The sequence below is a fragment of the Vibrio sp. 397 genome (assembly GCF_033339395.1).
GTDB classification, from domain to species: Bacteria; Pseudomonadota; Gammaproteobacteria; order Enterobacterales; family Vibrionaceae; genus Vibrio; species Vibrio alginolyticus.
This window is the reverse complement of record NZ_JAWOUN010000001.1, coordinates 198,947-223,706: the sequence shown is the minus strand read 5'-3', so window position 1 is coordinate 223,706 and position 24,760 is coordinate 198,947. Positions and strand designations below refer to the sequence as shown.

General features: G+C 45.0%; 20 protein-coding genes. 11 read left to right on the top strand and 9 right to left on the bottom strand.

Annotation, left to right across the window (positions count from 1 at the left end):
- Positions 1-52 precede the first annotated feature (52 nt).
- Entirely contained in the window at positions 53-931 is an 879-nt protein-coding gene (locus R7P36_RS01065; RefSeq protein WP_005377700.1) for a LysR family transcriptional regulator, read from the bottom strand.
- Between the two features lie 103 nt (positions 932-1,034).
- Here R7P36_RS01065 and R7P36_RS01060 point away from each other — a divergent pair, with 103 nt between their 5' ends.
- The gene (locus tag R7P36_RS01060) at positions 1,035-1,322 is read left to right on the top strand and encodes a putative quinol monooxygenase (protein ID WP_005377698.1); all 288 of its coding nucleotides are present in this window, start codon (positions 1,035-1,037) and stop codon (positions 1,320-1,322) included.
- An 11-nt stretch (positions 1,323-1,333) separates the two neighbouring features.
- Positions 1,334-2,311, top strand: a complete 978-nt coding sequence (locus tag R7P36_RS01055; RefSeq protein ID WP_033905244.1) for a Gfo/Idh/MocA family protein — start codon at positions 1,334-1,336, stop codon at positions 2,309-2,311.
- Positions 2,312-2,394: 83 nt separating this feature from the next.
- Here the strand turns inward: R7P36_RS01055 and R7P36_RS01050 are convergent, their stop codons facing one another.
- Complete coding sequence (locus R7P36_RS01050; protein ID WP_005377694.1) at positions 2,395-3,081, bottom strand: DNA-3-methyladenine glycosylase I; 687 nt, start codon at positions 3,079-3,081, stop codon at positions 2,395-2,397.
- Between the two features lie 86 nt (positions 3,082-3,167).
- Here R7P36_RS01050 and R7P36_RS01045 point away from each other — a divergent pair, with 86 nt between their 5' ends.
- Positions 3,168-3,362 (top strand): hypothetical protein, encoded by a 195-nt coding sequence (locus R7P36_RS01045; RefSeq protein ID WP_005377692.1) that lies wholly within the window; start codon positions 3,168-3,170, stop codon positions 3,360-3,362.
- Between the two features lie 85 nt (positions 3,363-3,447).
- On the opposite strand, the gene R7P36_RS01040 is transcribed toward R7P36_RS01045, so the two are convergent.
- From R7P36_RS01040 to R7P36_RS01030, 3 genes are all read right to left on the bottom strand, one after another.
- Positions 3,448-6,258, bottom strand: coding sequence for an Hsp70 family protein (locus tag R7P36_RS01040; RefSeq protein ID WP_005377690.1), 2,811 nt, complete (start codon positions 6,256-6,258; stop codon positions 3,448-3,450).
- A gap of 61 nt (positions 6,259-6,319) precedes the next feature.
- Entirely contained in the window at positions 6,320-8,284 is a 1,965-nt protein-coding gene (locus R7P36_RS01035; protein WP_318121988.1) for an Hsp70 family protein, read from the bottom strand.
- Positions 8,284-8,916 carry a DUF2760 domain-containing protein gene (locus R7P36_RS01030; RefSeq protein ID WP_017634945.1) on the bottom strand — a complete coding sequence of 211 codons (633 nt, stop codon included), beginning with the start codon at positions 8,914-8,916 and terminating at the stop codon, positions 8,284-8,286. Before R7P36_RS01030 ends, R7P36_RS01035 begins: the two co-directional genes overlap by 1 nt.
- 291 nt (positions 8,917-9,207) lie before the next feature.
- Between R7P36_RS01030 and R7P36_RS01025 the strand changes: the two genes are divergently transcribed.
- Together R7P36_RS01025 and R7P36_RS01020 are read left to right on the top strand one after the other, a co-directional pair.
- A complete protein-coding gene (locus tag R7P36_RS01025; RefSeq protein WP_213899345.1) occupies positions 9,208-10,749 on the top strand; it encodes a sensor domain-containing diguanylate cyclase in 1,542 nt (513 codons plus the stop codon).
- Between the two features lie 82 nt (positions 10,750-10,831).
- Positions 10,832-11,362, top strand: coding sequence for a 3'-5' exonuclease (locus tag R7P36_RS01020; protein WP_005377684.1), 531 nt, complete (start codon positions 10,832-10,834; stop codon positions 11,360-11,362).
- A gap of 241 nt (positions 11,363-11,603) precedes the next feature.
- Here the strand turns inward: R7P36_RS01020 and R7P36_RS01015 are convergent, their stop codons facing one another.
- The 3 genes from R7P36_RS01015 to R7P36_RS01005 all read right to left on the bottom strand — a co-directional run bounded on the left by R7P36_RS01015 (position 11,604) and on the right by R7P36_RS01005 (position 14,534).
- A complete protein-coding gene (locus R7P36_RS01015) occupies positions 11,604-12,044 on the bottom strand; it encodes a TerB family tellurite resistance protein (protein WP_017820644.1) in 441 nt (146 codons plus the stop codon).
- 189 nt (positions 12,045-12,233) lie between these two features.
- On the bottom strand, positions 12,234-14,174 hold the full coding sequence (locus R7P36_RS01010) for an alkaline phosphatase D family protein (protein WP_213899346.1): 1,941 nt from the start codon (positions 14,172-14,174) through the stop codon (positions 12,234-12,236).
- A 9-nt stretch (positions 14,175-14,183) separates the two neighbouring features.
- Positions 14,184-14,534 carry a hypothetical protein gene (locus R7P36_RS01005; protein WP_213899347.1) on the bottom strand — a complete coding sequence of 117 codons (351 nt, stop codon included), beginning with the start codon at positions 14,532-14,534 and terminating at the stop codon, positions 14,184-14,186.
- Positions 14,535-14,769: 235 nt separating this feature from the next.
- Here R7P36_RS01005 and R7P36_RS01000 point away from each other — a divergent pair, with 235 nt between their 5' ends.
- A complete protein-coding gene (locus tag R7P36_RS01000) occupies positions 14,770-16,074 on the top strand; it encodes a MipA/OmpV family protein (protein ID WP_213899348.1) in 1,305 nt (434 codons plus the stop codon).
- Positions 16,075-16,151: 77 nt separating this feature from the next.
- Complete coding sequence (locus R7P36_RS00995) at positions 16,152-16,526, top strand: hypothetical protein (RefSeq protein WP_213899375.1); 375 nt, start codon at positions 16,152-16,154, stop codon at positions 16,524-16,526.
- Positions 16,527-16,620: 94 nt separating this feature from the next.
- Here the strand turns inward: R7P36_RS00995 and R7P36_RS00990 are convergent, their stop codons facing one another.
- On the bottom strand, positions 16,621-17,205 hold the full coding sequence (locus tag R7P36_RS00990; RefSeq protein ID WP_025766683.1) for an FMN-dependent NADH-azoreductase: 585 nt from the start codon (positions 17,203-17,205) through the stop codon (positions 16,621-16,623).
- Positions 17,206-17,390: 185 nt separating this feature from the next.
- Between R7P36_RS00990 and hrpA the strand changes: the two genes are divergently transcribed.
- From hrpA to R7P36_RS00970, 4 genes are all read left to right on the top strand, one after another.
- Positions 17,391-21,377 carry an ATP-dependent RNA helicase HrpA gene (gene hrpA, locus R7P36_RS00985; RefSeq protein ID WP_213899349.1) on the top strand — a complete coding sequence of 1,329 codons (3,987 nt, stop codon included), beginning with the start codon at positions 17,391-17,393 and terminating at the stop codon, positions 21,375-21,377.
- A 182-nt stretch (positions 21,378-21,559) separates the two neighbouring features.
- Positions 21,560-22,039: an outer membrane beta-barrel protein gene (locus tag R7P36_RS00980; protein WP_021033871.1), complete on the top strand. Its 480-nt coding sequence runs from the start codon at positions 21,560-21,562 to the stop codon at positions 22,037-22,039.
- Positions 22,040-22,238: 199 nt separating this feature from the next.
- Entirely contained in the window at positions 22,239-22,754 is a 516-nt protein-coding gene (locus R7P36_RS00975) for an outer membrane beta-barrel protein (RefSeq protein ID WP_005377661.1), read from the top strand.
- A 362-nt stretch (positions 22,755-23,116) separates the two neighbouring features.
- Complete coding sequence (locus tag R7P36_RS00970; protein ID WP_005377659.1) at positions 23,117-24,697, top strand: BCCT family transporter; 1,581 nt, start codon at positions 23,117-23,119, stop codon at positions 24,695-24,697.
- The last annotated feature ends 63 nt before the right edge of the window (positions 24,698-24,760 follow it).

The following is a 24,760-nucleotide window of genomic DNA, read 5'->3' as shown; positions in this document are numbered from 1 at the left end:
GACAATAAAAGTTAATTAAATGGTTAAATTGTCGCCGCTTTATGGGGTGACGTTATGGATTCACATGAGAAAGAATAAAATCGACCAAGGTACGGTTTTTAAGGGAAAGCTGTTTTGAACGGTAAAGCAGGTGGATCGGTTTTGGCTTGGGAGCATGTTGCTGGAGAATTTCTACCAAGGCACCAGATTGGATTTCCTGCTCAACTAAGATCTTTGGTTGCATAAGAACACCAGAGCTTTTTAACGCGGCGAACTTAAGTACATCGCCATTGTTAGACGTTAATCGGGTGTTGCTGTTTCCAAAGGTATTAGATGGCATGTTCACCACTTGTTGGCTTTCTCCTTGGTGATACTGAAACCCCAAACAATGATGGTGTGCTAAGTCATCAAGTGATTGGATAGGGGCATGTTGCTCAAGGTAAGAGGGTGAGGCGCAGTAAGTCATGTGGTATTCACCCAATTTTCTCGCGACTAACGACGAATCGACCAACTCACCGATTCGAATAATCACGTCAGCTTCGCTTCGATATGGGTCAATCAAATTGTTGTCCAACATTAGCTCAACGTTCAAATCGGGAAATTCAGCTAAGAAGTCAGCCACGATAGGAGCAATGACCTTTTTGCCATACGTGACAGGGCAGTTAACTTTTACAGTTCCGGTTGGACGGTTGATCAGCGTCTGGATCAGGTTCTCTGCGTTGGTGATGTCTTCAATAATGCGGTGGCACTCTTGATAGTAGAGTCTGCCAGCTTCGGTCAGGGACTGTTTGCGCGTGGTGCGATGAATTAGCTGTGTACCTAAGCTTTGCTCAAGAAAGCTCACGTGCTTGCCAACCATGGTCGGTGAAATATCAAAGTGGTGTGCTGCATTACGAAAGCTGCCGTGTTCGACCACGTAAGCGAAAACCTTCATGCTTGTTAATTTATCCATTACACACCCAGAGTTGATAAAGAAATAACTAAAGCAGAGTTTATCAATCAAATGAGGTTAATTACAGTGGACGTATGATTAAGAATGGAGAAAGAGAGCCATCATGAGCGAGACGATTTTTGTTACCGCCGAACTGAAAATGAATGCCGATAAGCCAAGACAACAAGTGGTTGAAGCCATTGAACAATTTTGCCTTGATATGCAAAGCGAAGCGGGGTGCTTGCAAGCGAATGCGACCTACGATTCTACAGAACCACAACGTGTGATTCTTTGGGAGCGATATGAAAACCGCACCGCGATTGAAGCGCATTTTGCTATGCCGCATACACAAGCGTTTATTGCTGCTGAAGTGGCAGAGTTAGTCCAAGCATTCGAAACCCAAGCTCAATAGGAGAGGCGAACATGAAATGGGGCATTTTAGGCACAAGCTTTATCTCAGGTGTCATGGCTGAAGCAATCCAAGGCGATGACAAGAGTGAACTGTACGCGGTTGCTGGGCGTTCGGAGCAGAACTTAAAGACATTCGCTGAGCAATATGGCATCGAGAATACGTTCACCGATTACGATGCGTTGATTGCTGATGAGCAAGTCGACATTATTTACATCGCACTGCCAAATCACCTTCATCATGACTTTATCGTCAAAGCGGCAGAGCAGGGGAAAGCGATCCTGTGTGAAAAGTCACTGTCGGTAGATATGGAAAAAACCGAGTTGGCACTAAAAGCAGTCGAAACGCACAAGGTATTCTTTGCTGAAGGTTTGATGTACTTGCATCACCCGTTGATCAGCGAGTTGGTTTCTGTGCTTAAATCAGGAGAGATTGGTGAACTTCGCTCGATCCATACTTCTTATATAGCGTCGATTGCGCAGTTTGTGAATCCAGACAGTAAAGGTGCTTTGTATAACTTAGGTTGCTACCCAATATCATTAGTGCATTTGGTGGTGAAAACCATGTTGGGTGAACAAGCCTTTGGAAACCGCTTTATGACGGCGATTGGCCGAAGAGGCCATGACGGTAATATCTGTGAATCGAGCTTAATGATGCAATTTGGTGAGCAACAAACGGCGATCGTACACACTGCCGAAGATCACGGATTGAAACACCAATTCACCATTCTGGGTAGCAAAGGCTGTATTACGTTAGATTCAAACCCATGGCTACCAACGCAAGAAAACCAGTTTAGTGTGGAAATTTACGAGACGTCGAAGCGCGAGGTGTCTGTATCGGCAGCTGGAGACGCTTTCTTCTATCAAGTGCGCAATATTCGCCAAGCGGTTGAAGCAGGGCGTACATCGTTAGAGAACCCTTGTGCAACATGGGAAGACTCTCACCGTATTATGCAGCTACTGACTGAGTGGGAATCACTGGCTTCAAAGTAAGTCTGTACTTGAACCAATGAACATAAAAACGGCGCACTAAATCCAATATTTGGTGCGCCGTTTTGTTTTGGGTTCAGTCTCTGTTAAATGCGATTATCGCCGGTGCTGAACGCAATGATTTGGCTGATCTCAGACAGGCTTCTACCACTTTCTTGCTGCCATTGAACAAACGCTTTGTTGGTTGCATCGAGCGATTTTTTCGTATCTTTGCCACCTTCAATGATCTTGCAATTACGCAGGTAAGCTTCCACGTCGCTAGACAAGATAAAGGTATCAACGCCCATTTGACGAAGTGTGTAAGGGCCAGTATTTCCGCCTAGGCGATTGCCGCGTTTCTTCAAATACGCCCATAGGTCGGTGATTTTCTCTTGCGGCCAATCAGCAACCATTTTGCCAAACGAGCCATATTCGATTTTTGCTTCGTGGATCATACGAGCGTTGGCAGGAATCGACATGACTTTAGTGAGGTGGCGAATGATGCGTTTGTCGGTTGCTTTGGTTTCCCATTGCTCATCTGACAGCATCAATAGCGGCTCAATCTTAAACCCAAAGAACACTTCTTCGAAGTTCGGCCACTTGTTGCGAACCACGCTCCACGAAATCCCACTTTGGAATACCTTCATCGAAAAAGCGGCTAGCCAACGGTCGTCGGGAATCGCTGCCAATTCTTCTTTGCTTAGTGGATGAGACAAAAGCGCTTCAAGTTGATCTTCACCACCTTTACGCTCGGCAGCGCGCTGATAAATCGCGTCAAATTTTTCGATACTCATAAAAGAAGTTAGTCCTAGTTTATGTCGATATTTGTGAAACATACTACGCTTAAGTGGCTGAATCGTAAATTGATGGAGTGTCACAAATGAAGAAGGTCACATTAACGTTTGTCGGGGAAGGTTCGGATCGTATTGCAGAAAAATTCTATGCGTGGATGACGGACGGTGGGTTAGAAGACAGCATGATTGAGAATTTATCTGACCGTGAAATCTCAGTTGTCGGCATTAGTGACATGGATAATGAAACGCGTGATGTGGTGATCAATACGGAAATGAACTAACGAGTCGTTTTTCGTCAGCTATTAGAATCAGATAAAACAAAGCCCTTCACGAGAAGGGCTTTGTTGCGTTTATAAGCGTGAGAGCCTAGTTATTTACCAGCGTCAGACCGCTTGGCAGTGCATCACCGAAGATACGTTTTGATTCGCTCTCAGATAACTCTTTGACTTCTTCAACCAATGATACCCAAGATTCAGGTACCTTGCTTTGCTTCAACTTAGCCAATACCTGTTCACGGTAGTCGTCTGAGATATCAAATAGGCGGTCACCCGTCTTACGACAAATCATTACGGCTGCAAACGCGATCATTGGCTCTTTCTGCCAGTTCTGCTCTAACAGCTTAGGCAACCACTGTTCCGCTTGTTCACGAGGAACGACGTTATGCTGACTGCCATATAAAGGCGTACGTGATGCCAAGCGACCCATTGCCCACCAGTGTGCTTGTTCGAACTGGTTATGGTTGATGGCTTTGCTCAAGAACCACGTTGCCAATAGAACCTTGTCTTCGACTTCTAGATGCTCCAGAGAGGCTGACAAACGTACCATTGATTCGTAACCTATATCTTGTGCCGCTTTAGCGGATTGTGGGTTTTTCATCGCACCAGGGTGGAGATATTTCGCGATGTCCGCCAAGATGGTTTCTTGTTGCTCTTGGCTTAAACCACCTGCGATACGACGCCAGAATACCCACCAGTCAGTCCAACCTTGATGGTTCTTAAACTGAATGTTTTGCTGGTAGAGACCCCAAACTTGCTCAATGCGCCATGAGTCGGTTGGATCGCCAAAGCCCGGACGCAGTGCAAAGCCCGCCAAACGAAGCCAGTTTTTCTCGTGTTGTTCAGAACGACGGCGACGCTTACGACCTTGTGCAAAGGTATCAAACAGTTGACGTAGGGTAGTGAAATCCCACTCGTCCCGTTTGCCAAGTTTCTTCTCAAGATCTTTGGCTAAGGTTTTGATCTCTTTGCTTTCCGCGCTTTTCTTATTACCGCTGTAAAGGCGAGCGATCAGCTCCTTACATTCGTTCAGTTTAGGGTGAAGCTTAACTTGCTCGCTGTCGTCGGTTTGCTTGTTACGAACTTCGAACTCCAGTTCCCAACGTTTGCTGTCATCTTCTGCGCTGACACATTCCATCTTAAGTGTGCCGACTTCAGTCAACTGACATGCCAGTTGTACTTCTACGCGCTCTTTTTGGTTGGCTTGCAGTTCGGCACCTTCACCTTCAAGGGTGGTGATATAAGGCGGAAGAGGGGCAAATAAGTCAGGATCAACGTCCACCATCACACCGTTTTGAATAGCGATGTTATTGGTTAAGGTGTCGTGGGTAGACGTCAGCAGGTTAAAGCGAACGGGTTCACCTAGGGTAAGCGAGAAACGACGACCACTTAAGCGGATCTCATGACCTTCTTCTGTACCTTTTGCAAGCAAACAGAGCGCTTTGCCCATCTTGTTCTTCTCTTGAAGGTGCAAGAAGTAAGAACGCGCTGCACCACCACCAATTTTTAGCTGTGCACCACGACGTGCTTTACCAAACGCAACAGCACCTAGTGCAACAGACCAATCTGGATGTGGGTTATCTAATACCGTAACCGGAGCGCCGCGCCAATCGGAAAGGAGGGTAGTGACTCGCTCAGTCACAAGTTCACTGTTGAACACACCACCGTTAAGAAGCAAACCGACTGGAATTGCATTTTGTTTGTCGTCTTCAATGCCGAGAGCGGCACGAGCAACTTGTTGGTGCTGAGTTAAGAACTCAGCAACGTGTTTGCTCACTGCTGGGTCAGCAACGTATGGAAGACCAAACTCGACAACGGCGCTGCGGCGCTTGTCTGGTACTTCACTGAAATCAGAAAGCGGGAAGAAGCCATCCAAAGCGATTTGGTGCACTTCTTGTTTGCTCAGCCCAATACTCTTTGTTCCGCCAAGAAGTTTCGAGCCGCTGCCTAGCATGGTGATTTTTACTTCTTCAGGTGCACTCGCTGAAAGTAGGTTCTCTTTCGCCTTGCGAGTTTGCTGAATCAGCTTAGTTAGGCTTGCTGCAGTGAGCTTCTTACTTTGGTTGAAGCGGCTCTCTGCAAGATGTGCTAATGCTAAGTCGAGGTTGTCACCACCAAGCATCAAGTGCTCGCCAACACCAATACGATCAAGGGCTAGTTCATCTTGAGAAGAGAAACTTGCTTCAATCAAGCTCAAGTCGGTGGTACCACCACCCACATCGCAAACAAGGATTAGTGGCAGATCTTTTAATTCGTTAGCCGCGGTTTGCTGGTGGCGTGCGTACCAGTCGTAACACACCGCCTGTGGCTCTTCAAGCAAGACGATTTTTTTCAAGCCAGCAAGCTCGGCGGCTTCAAGTGTCAGTTTACGTGCGGTTTCATCAAATGATGCCGGAACGGTGACAACTACGTCTTGGTCTTCGAGTTTGTTACTTGGATGACGGTAGTTCCATGCTTGACGAATATGATTGAGGTAACTTGCGCTGGCAATAACTGGCGAGACTTTATCCACGTCTTGCGCACCAGCCCAAGGAAGAATATCTGAGTTACGATCAACCGCTTGGTGTGAGAGCCAGCTTTTCGCGCTGGATACCTGACGACCTTCTACTTTCGCGCCTAATTCGCGAGCCCATTCACCAACGATGACATTGTTAATGTCGCCAGCAACAGGTTCGTTGTCCCAAGGAAGAGTGAGGTCAGAAGGGGAGATTTGACCTACAGCTGGATGATAGCGGAAAGAGGGCAGAAGTGGTTTACGAACGACTTCGCCCGGACCAATCAGTTGGTCAATGTCAAATAGGGATACTTCGGATTGTTCAAGGTTGTCGGTTATTTCACAGTAGGCCACCACAGTGTTTGTGGTGCCAAGGTCAATACCAACAAGAAAACGAGGAGATGCCATACAAAACCAAACCTTCGTGTATTTAAAAACGGCACCCGATTGGATGCCGTTTGACTTCTAATTATTGTTCTTCGTTTGAGTCACTTTTCGCGTCTTCGCGCACATCGAACTCAACATGCCATTTTTGCCCGTTATCTGCGGCGATGGCTTCTAAGTAAAGCGTGCCAAGCTCTGTGACGCGAGAAGCAAGAGTTACTGGAACCACTTCACCTTCACGACGACCTTCAGATACAGGCAGCGTTACTTGGATTTCTGGTAGCTCTTCAAGCTCTTCTGGTGCCCAGTAGTCTAGGTGAGTACCTGCTAGGTCATCACGACGAACCGTTGAGCCGAAGAATTGGAAGTTAACTGGCTGGCCGATGATCAAACCAAACTCTTGGCTTGGTACGTCAACGCTTGAGCCTTCTTCCATACCAAATGGTGCAACACAAAGTGCTTCCATTGGCGGCGCCATGCCCGGAATAGCTGGCATCGCACTTTCGATACCCACGTAGTACGCCGAAGCAATACCACCACGGATACGAACGCCCTGACCACGACGCACAGAGCCGTAGTAAGCCGCACCGCTAGCAACAGCAAGGTCTAGATCCACACCTGTTAGGCGTTTTGCCATTTCAGCATCTGCTTCAATTAGCCATTCGTTGATCGTGTCTTCTAGACGAGTTGCTAGAAGTTTCGATTTCAGAACACCACCGTTGAATAGGATTGCGGTTGGCTTGATGAAGTCAGCTGATTGCGCTGCATCCGCACCTGGCATACCAGGCATGTTAGCGAATGGGTTGAAATCTTGAGCTGCTGCTTCTGCGCCATTTCCTGAAGCAGAAAGAGCATTGGCTTGCTTAGACAAGAACGCTGCAATGTGACGAGTAATGCCTGCATCTTGTGCGTAAGGCAGACCCATTTGCGTTAGTGCGCCACGGTTACGTTGAACAGGGTGGTCCGTAATCGCAACTTGAGGGAAGAAGCCGTCAACCAGTGTTTGTTGTACTTCTTCTTGAGTCAGTTCTGTTTTCAGCGTTGCGCCAAGCAGTTTAGAACCACGGCTTGGTACTACGATTGGCACTGACTGAAGTTCGCTGTCGTTCAATAGCGCTTCTTTCGCGTCGCGACATGCGTGTGTCATTGCCTGCACTTGCCATGGCTGTAGCTCTTTGCCTTCTTGCGCTAGCTTCATCTTCAAGCGGTACGCAAGTGCAAGGTCCATGTTGTCACCGCCAAGTAGGATGTGTTCACCTACCGCGATGCGGTTCAGAGTTAGGTTGCCGTCGTCTTCGGTTACTTCAACCAAAGAAAGGTCGGTTGTACCACCACCGATATCGACTACAAGCACGATGTCGCCAACTTCAACTTCGTCGCGCCATTTGTCGTTGCTGTTATCAATCCAGTTGTAAAGTGCAGCTTGTGGCTCTTCTAGAAGCGTTAGGTGCACAAAGCCAACGTTACGTGCTGCTTCTGCAGTTAGATCGCGAGCAGCAGGATCAAAAGAAGCAGGAACTGTAATAGTTACGTCTTGATCGGCAAGGTTGTGATTTGGATTCGTGTGATTCCAAGCGTCTTTTAGATGCTCTAGGTAAAGCTCTGTCGCACGAAGAGGGGATACTTTTTCCACGTCTTCTGGGCTACCTGCAGGCAGGAAAGCATCACGACGGTTCACACCAGCGTGGCAAAGCCAAGATTTCGCACTTGCAACAAGACGAATTGGCGTTTTCGAACCTAGGTTACGTGCAATTGCACCAACCAGAGCTTTTGGCTCGCTCGACCACGGAAGAACGCGTGATTGCGGGTTCATTTCGTGCTCGTGCGGCTGGTATAGGAAAGAGCCTAATTGGCTACGAGTCTCTACCGTACCCGGCGCAGTCAACTGCGGGATAGGCATCACTTCAACGCGAGCGTCTTCGTCGTGTGTATCAACAAAAGACATGACACAGTGTGTTGTACCTAAGTCGATACCAACACTGAATTTAGGTGTCTGTTGAGTTTCAACAGACGCTTCTTGAGAATGGTTTTCTTGGTTCATGTGTTCCATTACAGCTCAACCTCAGCTGGAGCGATCACAGATGCATCGTAGTTCTCAGCCAGTTTAGGCAACGTCATTGATGTTGCTTTCCAGCCTTTATGAACTAGTGTGCCGTTGAATGGCGCGCTGCCTGTTACGTTGCCAGTTAGGCGGATTTCTTGTGGGTTGAAGCCTTCTTCAACCGTAATGCGAGTTTCTTCGTCTTCGTTACGAACGTGCGCTAGCGTCACGTAGTCGTTCAGTACTTTCTGACCACCAGTGTGGATTACGCGAGCGGCTGCGCCTACTTCTTCATCAGAGAATGACGTTAGGTCTTCTTTTAAGAAGTCAATCAGACGAGCTTCTTGTTGCATGATAGAAAGCAGCTGCATTGCAGAGTCTGTTGATGCGGTTGCAAGCTTTGATTCAACTTCTACAACACGCTCTACGACTTTCTCTACTTCCACTACTTTTTCTACTTCAACGATCTTCTCAACTGGTTTCTCAACCTCGACGATTTTCTCGACTGGTTTTTCTACCACTTTCTCGACCACTTTTGATTTGCGCGACACTGCAACTAGAAGAAGCAAAACGCTCGATGCGGTTAGGCCAGCGTGAAGCATATCGAACGTTTGAGGAATTAGGTTCAAATCAATGTTCATGACGTTTTTTCTCTTTCTATTGATTTATTGGTGCTCAGTATTGGCTCATATTTGTTCACTAAAACGATCGTCTTTGCGATCTTGCACCAAGTTTAGACATTAAAATGATGACGGATGGTAGCATATTCAAGGCTTAAGGCTGTAATAATTCGTGACTATACCGTACGAACAGCGTGAAAAATCGACGATCAGACTCCCCAATATAGGTTGTTGCTTGATGTTTGTGCATTGCTAACGCAGTATTTCAATAGATCCCGAAGTTTAACTTACGGAAGTATCAAAAATTACGATATGACACAAAGCACCGCTCATAAGAGCTTTATAAAACGACATTCAGACTCTATTTTAGCTTTTTTGGCGACTTTATGTGTCACTGCTGGTGTAGTAGGTGCTGCTTATACAATGCAGCAACGGTATACACAGACGACGTTTGATACTTTAGCCGACCGACAAGCAGAATCACTTAAAGCAAACGTCGAGAATGATCTAAAGTTCATTGGTGCGGGCGCAAACTTTTTCCATTCGATTGAGCGACGCTATTGGCCATCGTTTCCGATGTATGCGGAACAAGTGATTAACAGCTCGCGAAGTCTCATTGGGCTTCAATGGATGCAAAAGGTCGAATTCGAAGATCTTGATGAACATATTTTAAAGACCCGTCAAAAATTTCCAAACTTCCAACCGTTTACCGTTCCTAAAGATGGTCCCAAAACCTACGGGTACATTTTTGAACACAATGAGCCAATTTTTATCGCGTCGGATATCTACCCAAGAACACCGGAAAACCTTTCTCTATTGGGTTTCTATTTTTCGCGCAAACGCTTCGATTTAATCTTGGATGATATTTCCGAAAATGGGCGAGCGAATGTCTCGGATAAAGTTCGCTTACTGCAAGATGGTTATGACAAGTCCATACCTAAGACTGGGTTGCTGGTGTTCCATCCAGTGTTCGACTTCGAGAACAAATATTTATTAGGAGTAGTGACCGGTGTTATCCGAAGTACGGTTTACTTTGAGGATTTGATTACGAAAACCGCGACGGAGCTCGATATGTCGGTGCGCGTAGAAGACTTGGGATTCGACGCAGCAGATGACCCTGTTCTCTTTCAAAGTTCTAGCTGGGATAACATTCGAGGAACCGTTATAAGCCGAACCATTCAACTGCCTAACCGTGAATGGCGTATTGACTTTAAACTTTCTGACGCAGTCTCAGCTTGGGAGCGTTCTATTTTAGCGGGCACGACGCTAGCCGGATTGGTAATCGCCTTTTTGATCAGTTGGATTGTGAATTTACAGTCTCGAGAAAAAGAGCGCTTAGCGGTCATGTTGGAGCTTAAAACCGTTGAATTAAAAAGAATGGCAGAGCGAGACCCTCTAACTCAACTACTGAATCGCCGAGCATTCAACGATCACTTGCTTAATCAGATAAACAAAGGTGTTAACTTCGCCTTGGTTGGTTTTGATATCGACCACTTCAAAGTGATTAATGACAAACACGGCCATTTAGGTGGAGATGAAGCGTTGCAACATGTCACTAAGCTGGTCAGTGCTAATTTAAAACCGGGAGATAAGTTTTACCGCGCTGGTGGTGACGAGTTTTGTATTATTTCTAAAGTCATTGATAGAGCGGTGCTAGAAGCTTACCTAGAAAAGTTACGGAGTGTTGTGGCAAGTACGGCTTTTGATTATGGTGATGCGTCAATCATCTGTACGTTGAGTATCGGTGCGGTTATCCATAAAGAAGAAGATCCTGAGAGCTTGTATCACAAAATGGACAGTCAACTCTATTTGAGTAAAAAAAACGGCCGTAATAATGTGTCGATCGGCGATTAAATGGGCGCACAAATTCGAGTTTTACGCCGTGTTACGATAGAATCGCACGCTTTAAATTTTATGTTAGGAACCAAGGCAAACTATGAACCATAACCGTATTGTATGCTTCGATTTAGAAATGTGTTGCTGGAACGAAAATGGCGTCGGCAGCACGGGTGAAATTATCGAAGTGGGGTTAGCTGAAATAGATTTGTCTAAAGGTGAGATAGTCAAGCGTGCTCAATACTACGTGAAACCAGAACACGATGAAGTGTCTCTGTTTTGCGCTGAGTTAACGGGCATCACACCACGTAAGATTGAAAAACAAGGACGCCCACTAGAAGAAGTGCTTAAATCCATGGTTAAGAACTTCGGTGGTCGCAACAAAATCTTTGCATCTTGGGGGCGAGATGACCTCATTCTTCTAGAAGAGTGTAAGCAAAAAGGTATTGAAGCGCCGTTCACAGAGTTCATCAACTTAGCGACACTCTACCGTATTCAAAATCGTCTTAAAGATAAACGTATAGGCCATCGAGCCGCTCAAGAAGCAAAAGGAATAGACTGGGAAGGGCGTCAACACTCTGGCTATGTAGATGCATACAACTTAGCTAAGCTTGCTTTGACCATGTTTTAGTTATTCGAACCTAGCTAGCTTGTAATTAAATAATCATCCAACCATTGTTGTTTTGTCATGCAGTCTGTTTAGTGTGGAAAGAGCTAAACACATACCTTGACCAGTATTTTAATAACAATGTCGTTGGCTTATTGAAAAACGCGCAGAGTGCGCGTTTTTTTATGGCTACAGAAGCGATATCTGTTGTCATTCTAGGGGTAGCTTAGAGTTAGCCAGCGACTTATATACTCATCTCGTCACTTTACTGAGACTGTAACTTCGCTCGAATGAACTCGCTGTGATCAACATAGAGTAGCTCTGCTGTTTTACGGATCACCGCGTCTTCTAGCGGGTCAATTTCGCCGTCTGCGTAAGCGACTTCCCACATGCTTTTGATTAAGTTGTAACGAGTTTCTTGAGTCAGTTCTCTTAGTTGAGAGGTAAAGTCGTACAGCGAAGCGGAATCTTTTATTTTCTGTTGCGCTTGCTCTAACAAAGTATTTGATTCTTCTTCATTTAACGAAAGCAGTTTCATCAATAAAGAGCGCTTTGTTTCTTGTTCTCTATCATCGACACTATGGTCTGCGCCAGAAACTTCACAAAGCAAACACGCGATAGCCATGTTAGGGGAAAGTGTGTTGGTTTGGCTTAAATCAGAGCCATCAATGAGTTGTTTAAATAATGATGTGAGAGAATTAAACATAATGAACACCGAGCTATTGTTTATTTGGTTAACATGGTAATAAATACGGAAGATCTCAAGGTGCGATACCAAATTTAGCACGCCGTTGACATTTAAGAACGGCCACTTTCTCCCCAAAAAAACTAAACTCCTGAGTTAGTTCAAGGTGACTTGCCTCTTACAAAGGGCAAGTCATTTTGGGATTGATACTCAGCTTTCAGCACGTGTCGGTGGAAAATGAACTTCGTCACCATCACTCGTCAGAATACTAATTTGACTTGGTTTGCCTTCATCATCAAGGCGTAGCTCACCAATGGCACTATGGTTAACCAAGCGATAAAAGTTGTGCGTACTTGGTGCGCGTTTGTAAATCTTGAGTCGTTTACGTTTTGTTAACCAGTTTAAAGGTGAGCGAGGGCTGTATAGCAGTCTATCTAGGCCATCACAAATATTGAGCAGTTGTGTAGGGAACTGATTTTTAATTCCACTACAGGTGATTTGATAGATATTCGGACTGTTTTTTCGATAGCGGAGCTTAATATCGTATGCAAAAGAGTAGTGTACGTCGCCAGAGAGAATAACAAAGTTAGTTGGTGTCTTTGTGTGTGTGAAAATACTAATAAGAGTATTCGCACTTCCGGGGTGAGCCATCCAGTTTTCAGCATCAACCATCAATGGTTTACCAAGCATGGTCACCACACGTTGTAGTGCTTCGATAAATTTCACACCAAACATTGGCGCGGCAGAAACAATAACAACTTTGTCTTGGTGCACGAGTTCTTGGTGGAACTCAATCATCGCTTCCCAGTCCATTAAGCCAGAAGGTTTGTTCATTTTAGACTCAGAACGCCAGCGTCTGGTTCGTGTATCTAGCACGACAACTTTTGGTGTCGTAGGAATGGTGTAGTGCCAATTCTCAAAGCGATACAAATATTGAATAAATGCATCTTGGGTTTGCGAGGTTCGCTCATCGATAAAGCGTTGAGCGAGGCTCATAAATTCATCATTGAATTTTTCTGGCGCATTTCCCCAACCTTGGCAAACCCAGTAAGCAATCAAGCTATTACCGATAATGCGTTTTGCAAACGTGTTGCTGTATGCGGCTTGTTCCCAGCCTATGGTGAGATTCCAATCGTCGGTGACATCGTGATCATCAAAAATCATATAGGTTGGAATGTGAGCGAGTAAGCGTTGAACCTTGTCCAGACCTGCGACGAATTTATCAATTTGTTTTTTTTCTTCGCGCCATTGCTGCTGCCATTTGGGTTCAAGAACTTCTCCGCCGACAGTAAATTCGTTTTCTAATAAACGATCCGTTCGAACAAGCTTCCACAAGGTCGGAGACCAAACCAATAAGTACATTGCAAAGCACTCAGCAAAGCTTATTAGGTGATTCTCACACTCTTTGGCGCTGAATATTGGTGTCCCTCGGTGTGGAAAAAACTTACTTAGTAAACTGTCATCACTCACATAATGAGGCAACAATTTATCTCGACCATAATAGCAAGCAGGGTGTTGGTAGAGCTCATTGGTATTTTTTATCGGAGCTTGATCGAATTCTTCGCCTGGCAAACCCAATAAAGCTATGACTTGCTCAATGGCATCGAGAGTGGGGCCTGCAACATGGTCTGCATAGATTTGATCACCACTCATGATGAGCATATCCGGTCTTTCTTCAATGGATTGAGACGCGATTTTATGATCCGCAGCGACCAATGTATCATCACTGAAGTGATGGGGATTACGGCAAGAGCCATGTAGGAGATAATCCGCTTTTTCACTAACGAGGAACTCAATACCCAAGTTTGGCGTATTATCTCGCTCATAAGTCAGGTGAGGGAGCAGTTCCGTCACTAATCCATATTGCGTTTTTATTTGATAGCGTAACGCTTGATGGGTTGGAAACTCGCCTTCTAATTTAAGTAAGCAACACCACGCATTGAGGCCGATTTGAAGCTGTTCTTTTTGTTCACTTAAAGGGGCTTGATAAAGGATGGAGGCATTTTCATCCGTAATTTGCACCATACCCTCCAAGCGTTGGGTGGTGACTAGCCAAATATTGATTTCAGTTGCGGTCACTTTACGTAGGATCGGACCTGCAACGACAAGAGGAAGTGAAGAAATTTCAGTCGTGTTCATCAATGCTGGCAAAACGGCTCCTTATGTGTCAGCTTCTTCTTCTAATATTTCGATAACTTGCGAGCTACTAAGTTCATGTCCCATAAGGAACAAACCAAGCATCGCATCGGCTTTTGACGCGTTATCACTGTCGTCATCCAAAATTTGCTGAAGCCGAGTTCTAATTAGGTCGATTTCGTGTTCGACGAAGCCACGCCCTTCTTCGTCACCTTGACCATCTTCTGGTGCATTATCAAAGTGCAAAAACAACATGTCACCATCGAGTTGAGTCCCTATCAACCTCTCTGGCAGCCATGCTTCTCCCATCACAATGTCTGGGTCTGTATCTGCGGGTAAATGATTCAAGGTAGAGATGAGTTCTGATGCTTTCACTTTTTACTTCATTATGTTTGATTTAGAACTAAGCTAGAGTTTAAGCGCTTGTTGTGATGGTAAAATATTCGCAAACAAGCTCACCTAGTCGTGCAATATTAATATGATCTTGGGACTCAAACTGTCACGAGGATGACAACATTTGCCATTGTAACGGCTATCATCAGCAGAACATAAGCTTTTAATGGCAAATCATTGATGTTTGCCTGCTTCTCAACCAACATTTTTCGAACTCATGAAGAGATTAATTCTAACAACACTCGCTTTACCTTTAGCTGCGGCAGTTTCTTCTGCGCATGGTTCAGAAGAACAAACGTGGGGGATTGCTGCGATGTATCGCACAGCATCGATTCCGTTTTATACCGCCGATAATGACTCTACGGTGAGTACATTTGTACCAATGATGTTCTTTGAAAACGAACATGTGTATATCAATGGCATTGAAGGTGGCGCTTTTTTGTATAACGAGAGTGATTCTGACTGGCGTGCGAGCGCACTCATGCGATTGAGATTTGTCGATATTCCCATGTCACTACAAAATGCTAATGAAGGGGACAGAGTCGATTTCGGTGGGCAAGTGCGTTATAGCATTAACGACAATTGGCGCGCAGAAGTAGAGTTGATGGCGGACGACGAACTCCAGTTTCACTCTAATTACCGCCTTGCTGCCAATTATGTATTTGGGGATTGGGAATTAGAGCCATCGATTACGATTCGATACAAAGACGCTGATTTCAATAGTGAATATTATTCCTTTAAGGATATTACTGGCGAGAGAATTGGAGCTGGGCTTGACACCAATCTTGGTATTAAAGCGCGTTACCATGTAACTTCAAATTTGTATTTATTGGGTGAGACGAGTGTTACTCGCTTAGATGATAACGCCTACAACAGTCAGCTTGTAGAAGATCGATATCAGGGAGAAGTGTTTGTCGGTTTTGGCTTTTTCAACGATAAAAGCAAAGCTCCGAAACCGACACTGAGCAATAAAGCATATCTACGTATTGCGCATGGTTGGGCGACGCCTTCGAACATCGGTGAAATATTTAGCTTTGAGAGAGAAAAAGACCCATACGACAATCAACTTACTTCATTGTTTTATGGGCATCCATTAACGGATGAGCTGTTTGGTTTTCCTCTTGATATTTATTTAACGCCAGGGTTGGTTCATCACTGGTCGTCCAGTGTTCAGCCTGCGAGCACAGAATACGTCATGGCGATTAAGGCTTATTATACGGTTAATTGGCCTACGACTTGGCGATTTGGTGTAGCGGAAGGTGTGTCATACATTGATAGCATTACCTATATTGAAGGCACAGAAATGGAAGACAAGGGTTATACACCAAGCAAGTTGCTCAACTACCTAGATTTCTCGTTTGATGTCAATGTAGGCGATCTCTTCAACCAAAAGAGCTGGAACAATATGTGGGTGGGCTATTCATTGCATCACCGCTCGGCGATTTTTGAAAGCGCTTCCCAGTTTGGGCGAATTAAAGGTGGGAGCAACTACAATACTATTTATTTCCAGTTCGAGTTTTAGCGCATCGCGAGATGCATATAGGTCGGATTTGCAACTGACTTATTTATCGCCCATTATGAGTAATGATGAATAATACTATGCTGCTTTCAACGAGAAATTTCGTATATCGTGCCAGAGTTAAGGCTGTTTGTGATGCATCTGATGAATCGGATGGCATGAGCACCATGAGTATCGACTCCTCATTCCATCTTCAAATTGAAGCGATAAATTGTACCAACGCTGAATTTGCCAAACGCTTTTTTGCCATTCACGGAGAAGGGCACTTGGAGGGCGATGAATGGTTGGTGTTGTACGTCAACTCTCTTGACGTTAAGGCGGGAGACAATATAGAAATCCGTAGCGATGTCGCGTTTAATGCGATGATCGAGAATATGATAAGCGAAGCTGAGCGGTCTTTAGAAAAAGTCTACCTCGATGCAATACGCAACTTGGAGAAAGTGAATCGTTTTTGACGATGTTAGAGACCCTATAAATACGATCAAGGCATCAGGATCCAAAAAGGGATTGGCGCGAACCAATCCCTTTTGTATTCTGGTTTATTCTAACTTACGCCATTGTTGCAAGTTGGCTTTGCGCTTCTGAAATGCCTTTTGCAGCCGCATCTTCACCCATGTTTAGCGCTTCTGCGTAAACAAATTCCACATCAGTGATTCCTACAAAACCCAGCACAGTGCGTAGGTATGGCGTAACGTTGTCAGTTGGTGAATCTTTATGAATACCACCACGAGTCGTTATTACAATCGCCTTTTTACCTTCAATCAAACCTTGAACGCCGTTTTCTGTGTATTTGAATGTCACGCCTGCACGAGCAATCAAATCAATCCAGTTTTTAAGCTGAGTCGGGATGGTAAAGTTGTACATTGGAGCGGCAATAACCAAAGTGTCTGCGGCCTTTACTTCTTCAATAAGGGTGTCAGACAAGTCGACCACCGCTTGCTGTTCTTGTGAAAGATCTTCCGTAGCGCGCAGTGCAGTCGCAACGGCGAAGTCCAAAACAGGTAGCGGGTTTGCAGCCAAATCACGAACAGTAAGCTTGTCTTGGTCTACATTTTTGATGAAGTCTTCAACCAATTTGTTTGATTGAGAGTAATCGCCAAGGATGCTTGATTTTAGAGCTAGTACACGAGACATAATGGTTATTCCTTAAATAAGTGCTTTCGACTATGGAAGCCATTATAAGCAACGTAAGTGAGTTCAAAAGCCTAGCGATTCGCTGAACATGTTCGAAAAAATTGAATGAGCTTTCGGTTATCTTGTTACAGATCTTGTGTGATACAATCCGCGCAGTTTTTGTAATGAAAAGAATAGGAAACGCTTTGACTTCGTCACAGCCCCCAAAAAAGAATCTAGCTGAAGAGCAAGCGACACCGTCAAATGGTGCGCAAAAAGCGACAGCGAAACAAGCTCAAACACCTCAGGCTCAAGTGAATAGCGCGGCATCTCTGCGTAAAGCGTTGAATCAGTGCATGATGCGCGACCGTTTCCGCTTGAGTAAACGTATTTCTGGTGCAAGCAAAATTAAGAAGGACGCAGCGCGTAATGCTGTGTTCGACGAAATCGCATTAGACATCGCAAAATCCATGATGGTTGCAGAGCAGCGCAGCAACTACAAACCAACGATTGAATACCCAGAAATCCTGCCTGTAAGCCAAAAACGCGACGATATTGCGAAAGCGATCGAAGAAAACCAAGTGGTTATCGTCGCGGGTGAAACCGGTTCTGGTAAAACCACTCAGCTACCAAAAATCTGTGCTGAGCTTGGTCGCGGTAAATTTGGTCTGATTGGTCATACTCAGCCTCGTCGTCTTGCAGCGCGTTCGGTTGCTAACCGTATTGCCGAAGAGATGGAAACCAAGCTTGGTGAGTTTGTTGGTTACAAGGTTCGATTCAACGATCAGATCTCTGAAAATACCCAAATCAAATTGATGACGGATGGTATCTTGTTGGCTGAAATTCAGCATGACCGTTTCTTGAATCAATACGACACCATCATTATCGATGAAGCGCACGAGCGCAGCCTTAACATCGATTTCATCTTGGGTTACTTGAAAGAGTTGCTGCCACGTCGTCCTGATTTGAAAGTGATCATCACGTCGGCAACCATCGACCCAGAACGCTTCTCAAAACACTTCAACAATGCACCAATCATTGAAGTATCGGGTCGTACTTACCCAGTAGAAACACGTTACCGCCCACTAAGCGGTGATGACGACAATGATCGTGACCAGCTTGAAGGCATCTTCGAAGCGGTAGATGAACTGTGCGATGAAGGTTTAGGTGACATCCTGATTTTCATGAACGGTGAACGTGAAATCCGTGATACCGCAGATGCATTGTCCAAACGTAATCTGAAGAGCACGGAAATTGTGCCGCTTTACGCGCGTTTGTCGGCAGGTGAGCAGAATAAGATTTTCCAACCTCATACTGGTCGCCGAATTGTACTGGCAACCAACGTGGCAGAAACCTCGCTAACTGTTCCGGGCATTAAGTACGTTATCGACCCAGGTACGGCGCGTATCAGTCGATACAGTTACCGTACTAAGGTTCAGCGTCTTCCAATCGAGCCAGTTTCTCAGGCGAGTGCGAACCAGCGTAAAGGTCGTTGTGGTCGTGTGGAAGAGGGTATCTGTATTCGTCTGTACTCAGAGGAAGATTTTGAGTCACGCCCAGAGTTTACTGATCCTGAAATCCTACGTACCAATCTAGCGTCGGTTATCTTGCAAATGACGGCACTTGGTTTGGGTGATATTCAAGCGTTTCCGTTTGTGGAAGCACCGGATAAACGTAACATCCAAGACGGCGTGCGTTTGCTGGAAGAGCTTGGTGCGATTAACTCTGAGGTAAAAGACCCGAAAAAGCGCCTGACTTCCATTGGTCGCCAATTAGCGCGTTTGCCAATCGATCCGCGCTTGGCGCGTATGGTATTGGAAGCGCCAAAATATGGTGCGCTTAAAGAAGTGATGATCATCGCAGCTGCCTTGTCGATTCAAGATCCACGCGAGCGTCCTTCCGACAAACAACAATCTTCAGACGATAAACATCGTCGCTTCTTCCATGAAGAGTCGGACTTCCTGACATTTGTGAATTTGTGGGAATACATCCAAAAGCAGCAAAAAGCCTTGTCTAGCAATCAGTTCCGCAAACAGTGTAAGCAAGACTATTTGAACTACTTGCGCGTTCGCGAGTGGCAAGACGTGTACTTCCAAATTCATCAGTCGATGCGTGAGATGGAGTTCAAGCTTAACGACGAGCCCGCTTCTTACCATGGCGTACACAGTGCCATTTTGGTTGGTTTGCTGTCGCACATCGGCATGAAAGACCAAGAAAAGAATGAATATCAAGGCGCGCGTAATGCTCGTTTCCATATCTTCCCTGCATCAGGTCTATTCAAGAAACAGCCTAAGTGGATCATGTCTGCTGAGTTGGTGGAAACCTCAAAACTTTGGGGTCGTATCATCGCAAAGATTCAGCCAGAATGGATTGAGCCGTTAGCTAAACACCTTATTAAACGCAGTTACAGCGAACCACATTGGTCGAAGAAACGCGCTGCGGTGATGGCGCACGAAAAAGTCATGCTTTACGGCGTACCAATCGTACCGAAACGCTTGGTCAACTACGGCAGTATCGATTCGACCATAAGTCGCGAAATCTTCATTCGTAGTGCATTGGTTGAGGGTGAATGGGAAACCAAACACGCGTTCTTTAAGCAAAACCGTAAGCTTCTGCAAGAAGTGGAAGAGCTTGAGCATAAATCTCGTCGTCGAGACATCTTAGTGGATGATGATGAGCTGTTTGATTTCTATGACCAACGCATTGGCACCGAAGTGGTGTCTGGTAAGCATTTCGATACGTGGTGGAAAAAGGCATCTAAAGAAAATCCGGAACTGCTGAACTTTGAAAAAGAGATGCTATTCAAGGGTGATGCTAGCCATGTGACCGATTTGGATTACCCGAACTTCTGGCATCAAAATGGTTTGAAGCTCAAATTGAGTTACCAATTTGAACCAGGCGATGATAGTGACGGTGTCACAGTGCATTTGCCGTTGCCGATTTTAAACCAAGTTGAACCAGCGGGCTTTGACTGGCAGATCCCAGGTTTACGCCATGAGCTTGTGGTTAGCTTGATTAAATCGTTGCCAAAGACAATTCGTAAGAACTTTGTGCCTGCGCCGAACTATGCCGATGCATTCTTAGCGCGCGTTACGCCAATGGAAGCTCCGCTGTTAGATTCATTGGAGAAAGAGTTGCGACGCATGACGGGCGTAGAAGTGCTGCGTGAAGACTGGAACTTGGAACAAGTACCTGAGCACTTGAAAGTCACGTTTCGTGCGGTTGATCACCGAAATCGTAAACTGAAGGAAAACAAAGACCTTCATGAACTGAAAGAAAGTTTGAAAGACAAAGTTCAAGAAACGCTTTCCAAAGTTGCGGATGACGATATCGAACAGCAAGGTCTGCATACGTGGAGTTTTGGAGAATTGCCGAAAGTGTATCAACAAAAACGTGGCGGCTACGATGTAAAAGCGTATCCGGCGCTTGTTGATACCAAAGACAGCGTTGAAATCAAACTCTACGAAACGGAGTACGAGCAGATAACGGCAATGCGTGCTGGTCAGCGTCGCCTAATTTTATTGAACGTACCGTCGCCAATTAAATATTTGCACGCCAACTTACCGAACAAATCGAAGCTGGGTCTGTACTTTAATCCATACGGCAAAGTGCTTGATCTGATAGATGACTGCATTGCCTGTGGTGTCGATAAGCTTATTGAAGAGCAGGGTGGTTTAGTTTGGGAGCCAGAGAAGTTCGAAGCGTTGAAAGAACACGTTCGTGCTGAATTGGGTGACACCGTTGTAGAGATTGCTCAACAGGTTGAGACTATTCTGACCACGGCGTTTAGCATCAATAAGAAGCTAAAAGGCAAGATCGACTTCACAATGGCGTTTGCTCTGTCCGATATCAAAGCACAAATTGAAGGCTTGATCTTCAAAGGCTTTGCAACGGAATGTGGCTGGAAACGCTTGCCGGATATTCTTCGCTACATGCGCGCGATAGAGCGTCGTATGGAGAAGTTGCCAATCGATCCAAACAAAGATCGTTTACATATGCTGAAGATTGAATCTGTGACTCAAGACTATAAAGAGTTGCTGAACAAGATCCCGAAAGGTGTGGCCATTCCTGAAAATGTAAAAGAAGTGCGTTGGATGATTGAAGAGCTTCGCGTGAGTTATTTTGCTCAACAATTAGGCACTCCTTATCCTGTTTCTGATAAACGAGTCAAAAACGCGATTGATGCTTGCTAATCAACCAGTAAAATAGTGTCAGGTTTGTAATTATCGCTTAAGAAGTTGCTGGTACACTAATTGCTAGTAACTCAATAAGCATTATTTTTTAGTTCTGGGAGGCAATAGTTCGCCTCCCTTTATTTGTAGTACCAACGACTGAGTTATGCAGACGTGGGAATAATAAAGAGTAAAGGTAGATGATGAAAAAAACTCTATTAGCAGTGGCGCTACTTGGCGCATCTTCTGCGGCAATGGCGGATTCTTGGATTTACGGTGGTGCAACAGTAGGTCAGTCTGACTACAAAGGTGAGACAGACACATCATACTCTGTTCACGTTGGTACAGGCATTCTACCTATCATTGGTGTTGAAGCTGGTGTAACACAACACGGTGAATTTAACGTAAATGGTCAAGACACTAAGCTAACTTCTTACTACGCAGCACTTAAGCCAAGCATCGACTTCGGTCCGCTACACGTGTACGCAAAAGGTGGTTTCCATCAGTGGGACAAAAAAGTTAAAGGCGGCAAAGACGATGACGATTTGGACCTAATGTACGGTGTGGGTGCTGAGTACTTCATTTTTGGCCCAATGTCTGTTGGTGCTAGCTACATGAACTACACTGCTGGTAAAGACGATATCAGCACGTTCTCTGTTAACGCAACACTACATTTCCTATAAGCGTCAAGCTTTCTAACACCATATGAAACACACCGGCTTTATGTCGGTGTTTTTTTGTCTGGAAGTCACAAAACAAAAGTTGAACATAAATTATTCACTTTTAGAGTCTTAAAATGCCTATGCTTTCCAATATATAGTGGCGATTAAATGCGCATATTTGCGTAATGTTTCGCTTAGGAATCGATCAGGAAGGGATAGTATGAAAAAAACACTCTCGTTATTCGCTCTAACGTTGTGCTCAACGTCAGCAATGGCTGACTCTTGGATTTACGCTGGTGGCCAAATTGGTCAGTCCGATATCGACAGCGAAAATGATACAACTTATGGTATTCATGTCGGTACTGGTATTTTGCCATTCATTGGCATTGAGGCAGGCTACTTTAACCACGGCAAAGTGGATTTATCTTTGAGTGGCAGCAGGGGTAGCGCTGATTTTGATTCATTCTATTTAGCGGCGAAACCTAGTATCGACTTCGGCCCGTTACACGTTTACGCAAAAGGCGGCATCAATGCATTCAACGTTGATTATGACGGTGGACTGAGAAACTTAGACAAAGATGATGGCGTCTCTTATATGTATGGTGTTGGTGCCGAATACTTCTTGCTTGACAATGTGTCTGTGGGCGCGAGTTATCAAGCGTTTGGCGTGGATATTGAAGGCGATAGCGATACCGTTAGCAGCGTAACAGGGAACATCACCTTCCATTTCTTATAACGCTCGCTGGATGAAAGGTTTGCTGATTTGGTTTCGTCGTTAATTGTGAAACCAAATCAGCGCAGGTCTTCTCTATTTGCGCAGTGACTGGCTATGAACTTAAGTATTTCTTGTGTCTTTTCTAGTCTACAACCTACGACAAAATCAATCGTTAGACCTCATAATTTTTGTGTTGATATTATTTCCCCTTCATCTGTCTCGAATTGAGCTTAAAATGCAATAAATCACGACTTTTTGCAAAAATATGTGATTGCTGCTAAAATTCTTCCCGCTTTAAAACTTTAGAGTTCAAATTAATGGAGGGCGGTATTGGAGTTCTTCTCACCTGAGGGGCGTTTCAAATTCACGTTAAATTTGTATTTATGGATAATGCATTTAAAAAATATAGTATTGATACAACCGATTATCAGGTTGGACAGGATAACGTTCAAAAGTGGGGATTCGATATACATAACCCGGTTTTTGGCATTAGTGCGGGGCTCGTTGTTTTCTGTCTGATTTCACTTCTTCTTGTTGAGCCAACCACTGCTCGAGACGTATTAAACGGTCTAAAAAACGGAATTATCGAACAGTTTGATGCGTTTTTTATGTGGTCGACAAACTTCTTCTTATTGTTCGCCGTTGCTCTTCTTTTTTCTCCGCTAGGTAAAATCCGCTTAGGTGGCAAAGAAGCAACGCCGGATCACTCAACCGTTTCTTGGTTGTCGATGCTTTTCGCCGCGGGTATGGGTATTGGTCTTCTGTTCTGGAGTGTGGCTGAGCCGACCGCGTATTTCACTGATTGGTGGGGAATGCCACTGAACGCAGTACCATACACCGAAGAAGCAAAATCCCTCGCGATGGGTGCCACTATGTTCCACTGGGGTGTGCATGGTTGGAGTATTTACGCACTCGTTGCACTAGCATTAGCGTTTTTTGCATTTAACAAAGGTTTACCACTTTCATTGCGCGCGGCGTTCTATCCAATTTTTGGTGACCGTGCATGGGGCTGGTTAGGTCACGTTATTGATATCCTTGCCGTTTTGTCGACGCTATTTGGTCTTGCAACGTCGCTAGGTCTGGGTGCTCAGCAGGCGACCAGTGGTATTAACCATGTCTTTGGTCTAGAAGGCGGCATTGGTACACAAATGATTGTGATCACCTTCGTTACCTTTATCGCGGTGCTATCAGTGATTCGTGGTATTGATGGTGGTGTTAAGCTACTGAGTAACGTCAATATGGTGGTTGCGTTTGCGCTGCTTATTTTCATTACCTTCATCACGTTTGATACGGCGTGGAGCTCGCTACGCGACACAACAATGGCTTACATTGAAAATATTATTCCATTGAGTAACCCTCACGGTCGTGAAGATGAAACTTGGATGCACGGCTGGACGGTATTCTACTGGGCTTGGTGGGTATCTTGGTCACCGTTTGTTGGTATGTTTATCGCGCGTGTGTCTAAAGGTCGTACGGTTCGAGAATTCTTATTCGCAGTCATCGTTATTCCTACAGTTGTTACTTTGATTTGGATGTCTGTGTTTGGTGGTATCGCGCTTGACCAAGTGGTGAATAAAGTTGGTGAGCTAGGTGCAAATGGCCTAACTGATATTTCATTGACTCTGTTCCATGTTTACGATGCGCTTCCGTATAGCTCAGTGATTTCAATGCTTTCTATCGTGCTGATTCTGGTATTCTTTATTACATCGTCAGACTCTGGCTCACTGGTTATCGATAGTATTACCGCCGGTGGTAAGATTGATGCACCAGTACCGCAACGCATTTTCTGGGCGTGTATTGAAGGTGCAATTGCAGCCGTAATGCTTTGGGTTGGTGGTAAAGAAGCCCTGCAAGCATTGCAATCAGGTGTTGTTGCAACAGGATTACCGTTTACTTTTGTTCTGCTGTTGATGTGCGTAAGTTTGGTGAAAGGGTTAAGAACAGAACTGCCAGCTTACAAATAAATACAACACGATCCATGATTGAGTTTAAATGCCGAGCCTAATGTGCTCGGCATTTTTTATTTC

Bases quoted from the DNA above. Each gene is read 5' to 3' on its own strand.
- R7P36_RS01065 (WP_005377700.1), bottom strand. From the start codon at position 931: ATGGATAAATTAACAAGCATGAAGGTTTTCGCTTACGTGGTCGAACAC.
- R7P36_RS01060 (WP_005377698.1), top strand. From the start codon at position 1,035: ATGAGCGAGACGATTTTTGTTACCGCCGAACTGAAAATGAATGCCGAT.
- R7P36_RS01055 (WP_033905244.1), top strand. From the start codon at position 1,334: ATGAAATGGGGCATTTTAGGCACAAGCTTTATCTCAGGTGTCATGGCT.
- R7P36_RS01050 (WP_005377694.1), bottom strand. From the start codon at position 3,081: ATGAGTATCGAAAAATTTGACGCGATTTATCAGCGCGCTGCCGAGCGT.
- R7P36_RS01045 (WP_005377692.1), top strand. From the start codon at position 3,168: ATGAAGAAGGTCACATTAACGTTTGTCGGGGAAGGTTCGGATCGTATT.
- R7P36_RS01040 (WP_005377690.1), bottom strand. From the start codon at position 6,258: ATGGCATCTCCTCGTTTTCTTGTTGGTATTGACCTTGGCACCACAAAC.
- R7P36_RS01035 (WP_318121988.1), bottom strand. From the start codon at position 8,284: ATGGAACACATGAACCAAGAAAACCATTCTCAAGAAGCGTCTGTTGAA.
- R7P36_RS01030 (WP_017634945.1), bottom strand. From the start codon at position 8,916: ATGAACATTGATTTGAACCTAATTCCTCAAACGTTCGATATGCTTCAC.
- R7P36_RS01025 (WP_213899345.1), top strand. From the start codon at position 9,208: ATGACACAAAGCACCGCTCATAAGAGCTTTATAAAACGACATTCAGAC.
- R7P36_RS01020 (WP_005377684.1), top strand. From the start codon at position 10,832: ATGAACCATAACCGTATTGTATGCTTCGATTTAGAAATGTGTTGCTGG.
- R7P36_RS01015 (WP_017820644.1), bottom strand. From the start codon at position 12,044: ATGTTTAATTCTCTCACATCATTATTTAAACAACTCATTGATGGCTCT.
- R7P36_RS01000 (WP_213899348.1), top strand. From the start codon at position 14,770: ATGAAGAGATTAATTCTAACAACACTCGCTTTACCTTTAGCTGCGGCA.
- R7P36_RS00995 (WP_213899375.1), top strand. From the start codon at position 16,152: ATGCTGCTTTCAACGAGAAATTTCGTATATCGTGCCAGAGTTAAGGCT.
- R7P36_RS00990 (WP_025766683.1), bottom strand. From the start codon at position 17,205: ATGTCTCGTGTACTAGCTCTAAAATCAAGCATCCTTGGCGATTACTCT.
- R7P36_RS00980 (WP_021033871.1), top strand. From the start codon at position 21,560: ATGAAAAAAACTCTATTAGCAGTGGCGCTACTTGGCGCATCTTCTGCG.
- R7P36_RS00975 (WP_005377661.1), top strand. From the start codon at position 22,239: ATGAAAAAAACACTCTCGTTATTCGCTCTAACGTTGTGCTCAACGTCA.
- R7P36_RS00970 (WP_005377659.1), top strand. From the start codon at position 23,117: ATGGATAATGCATTTAAAAAATATAGTATTGATACAACCGATTATCAG.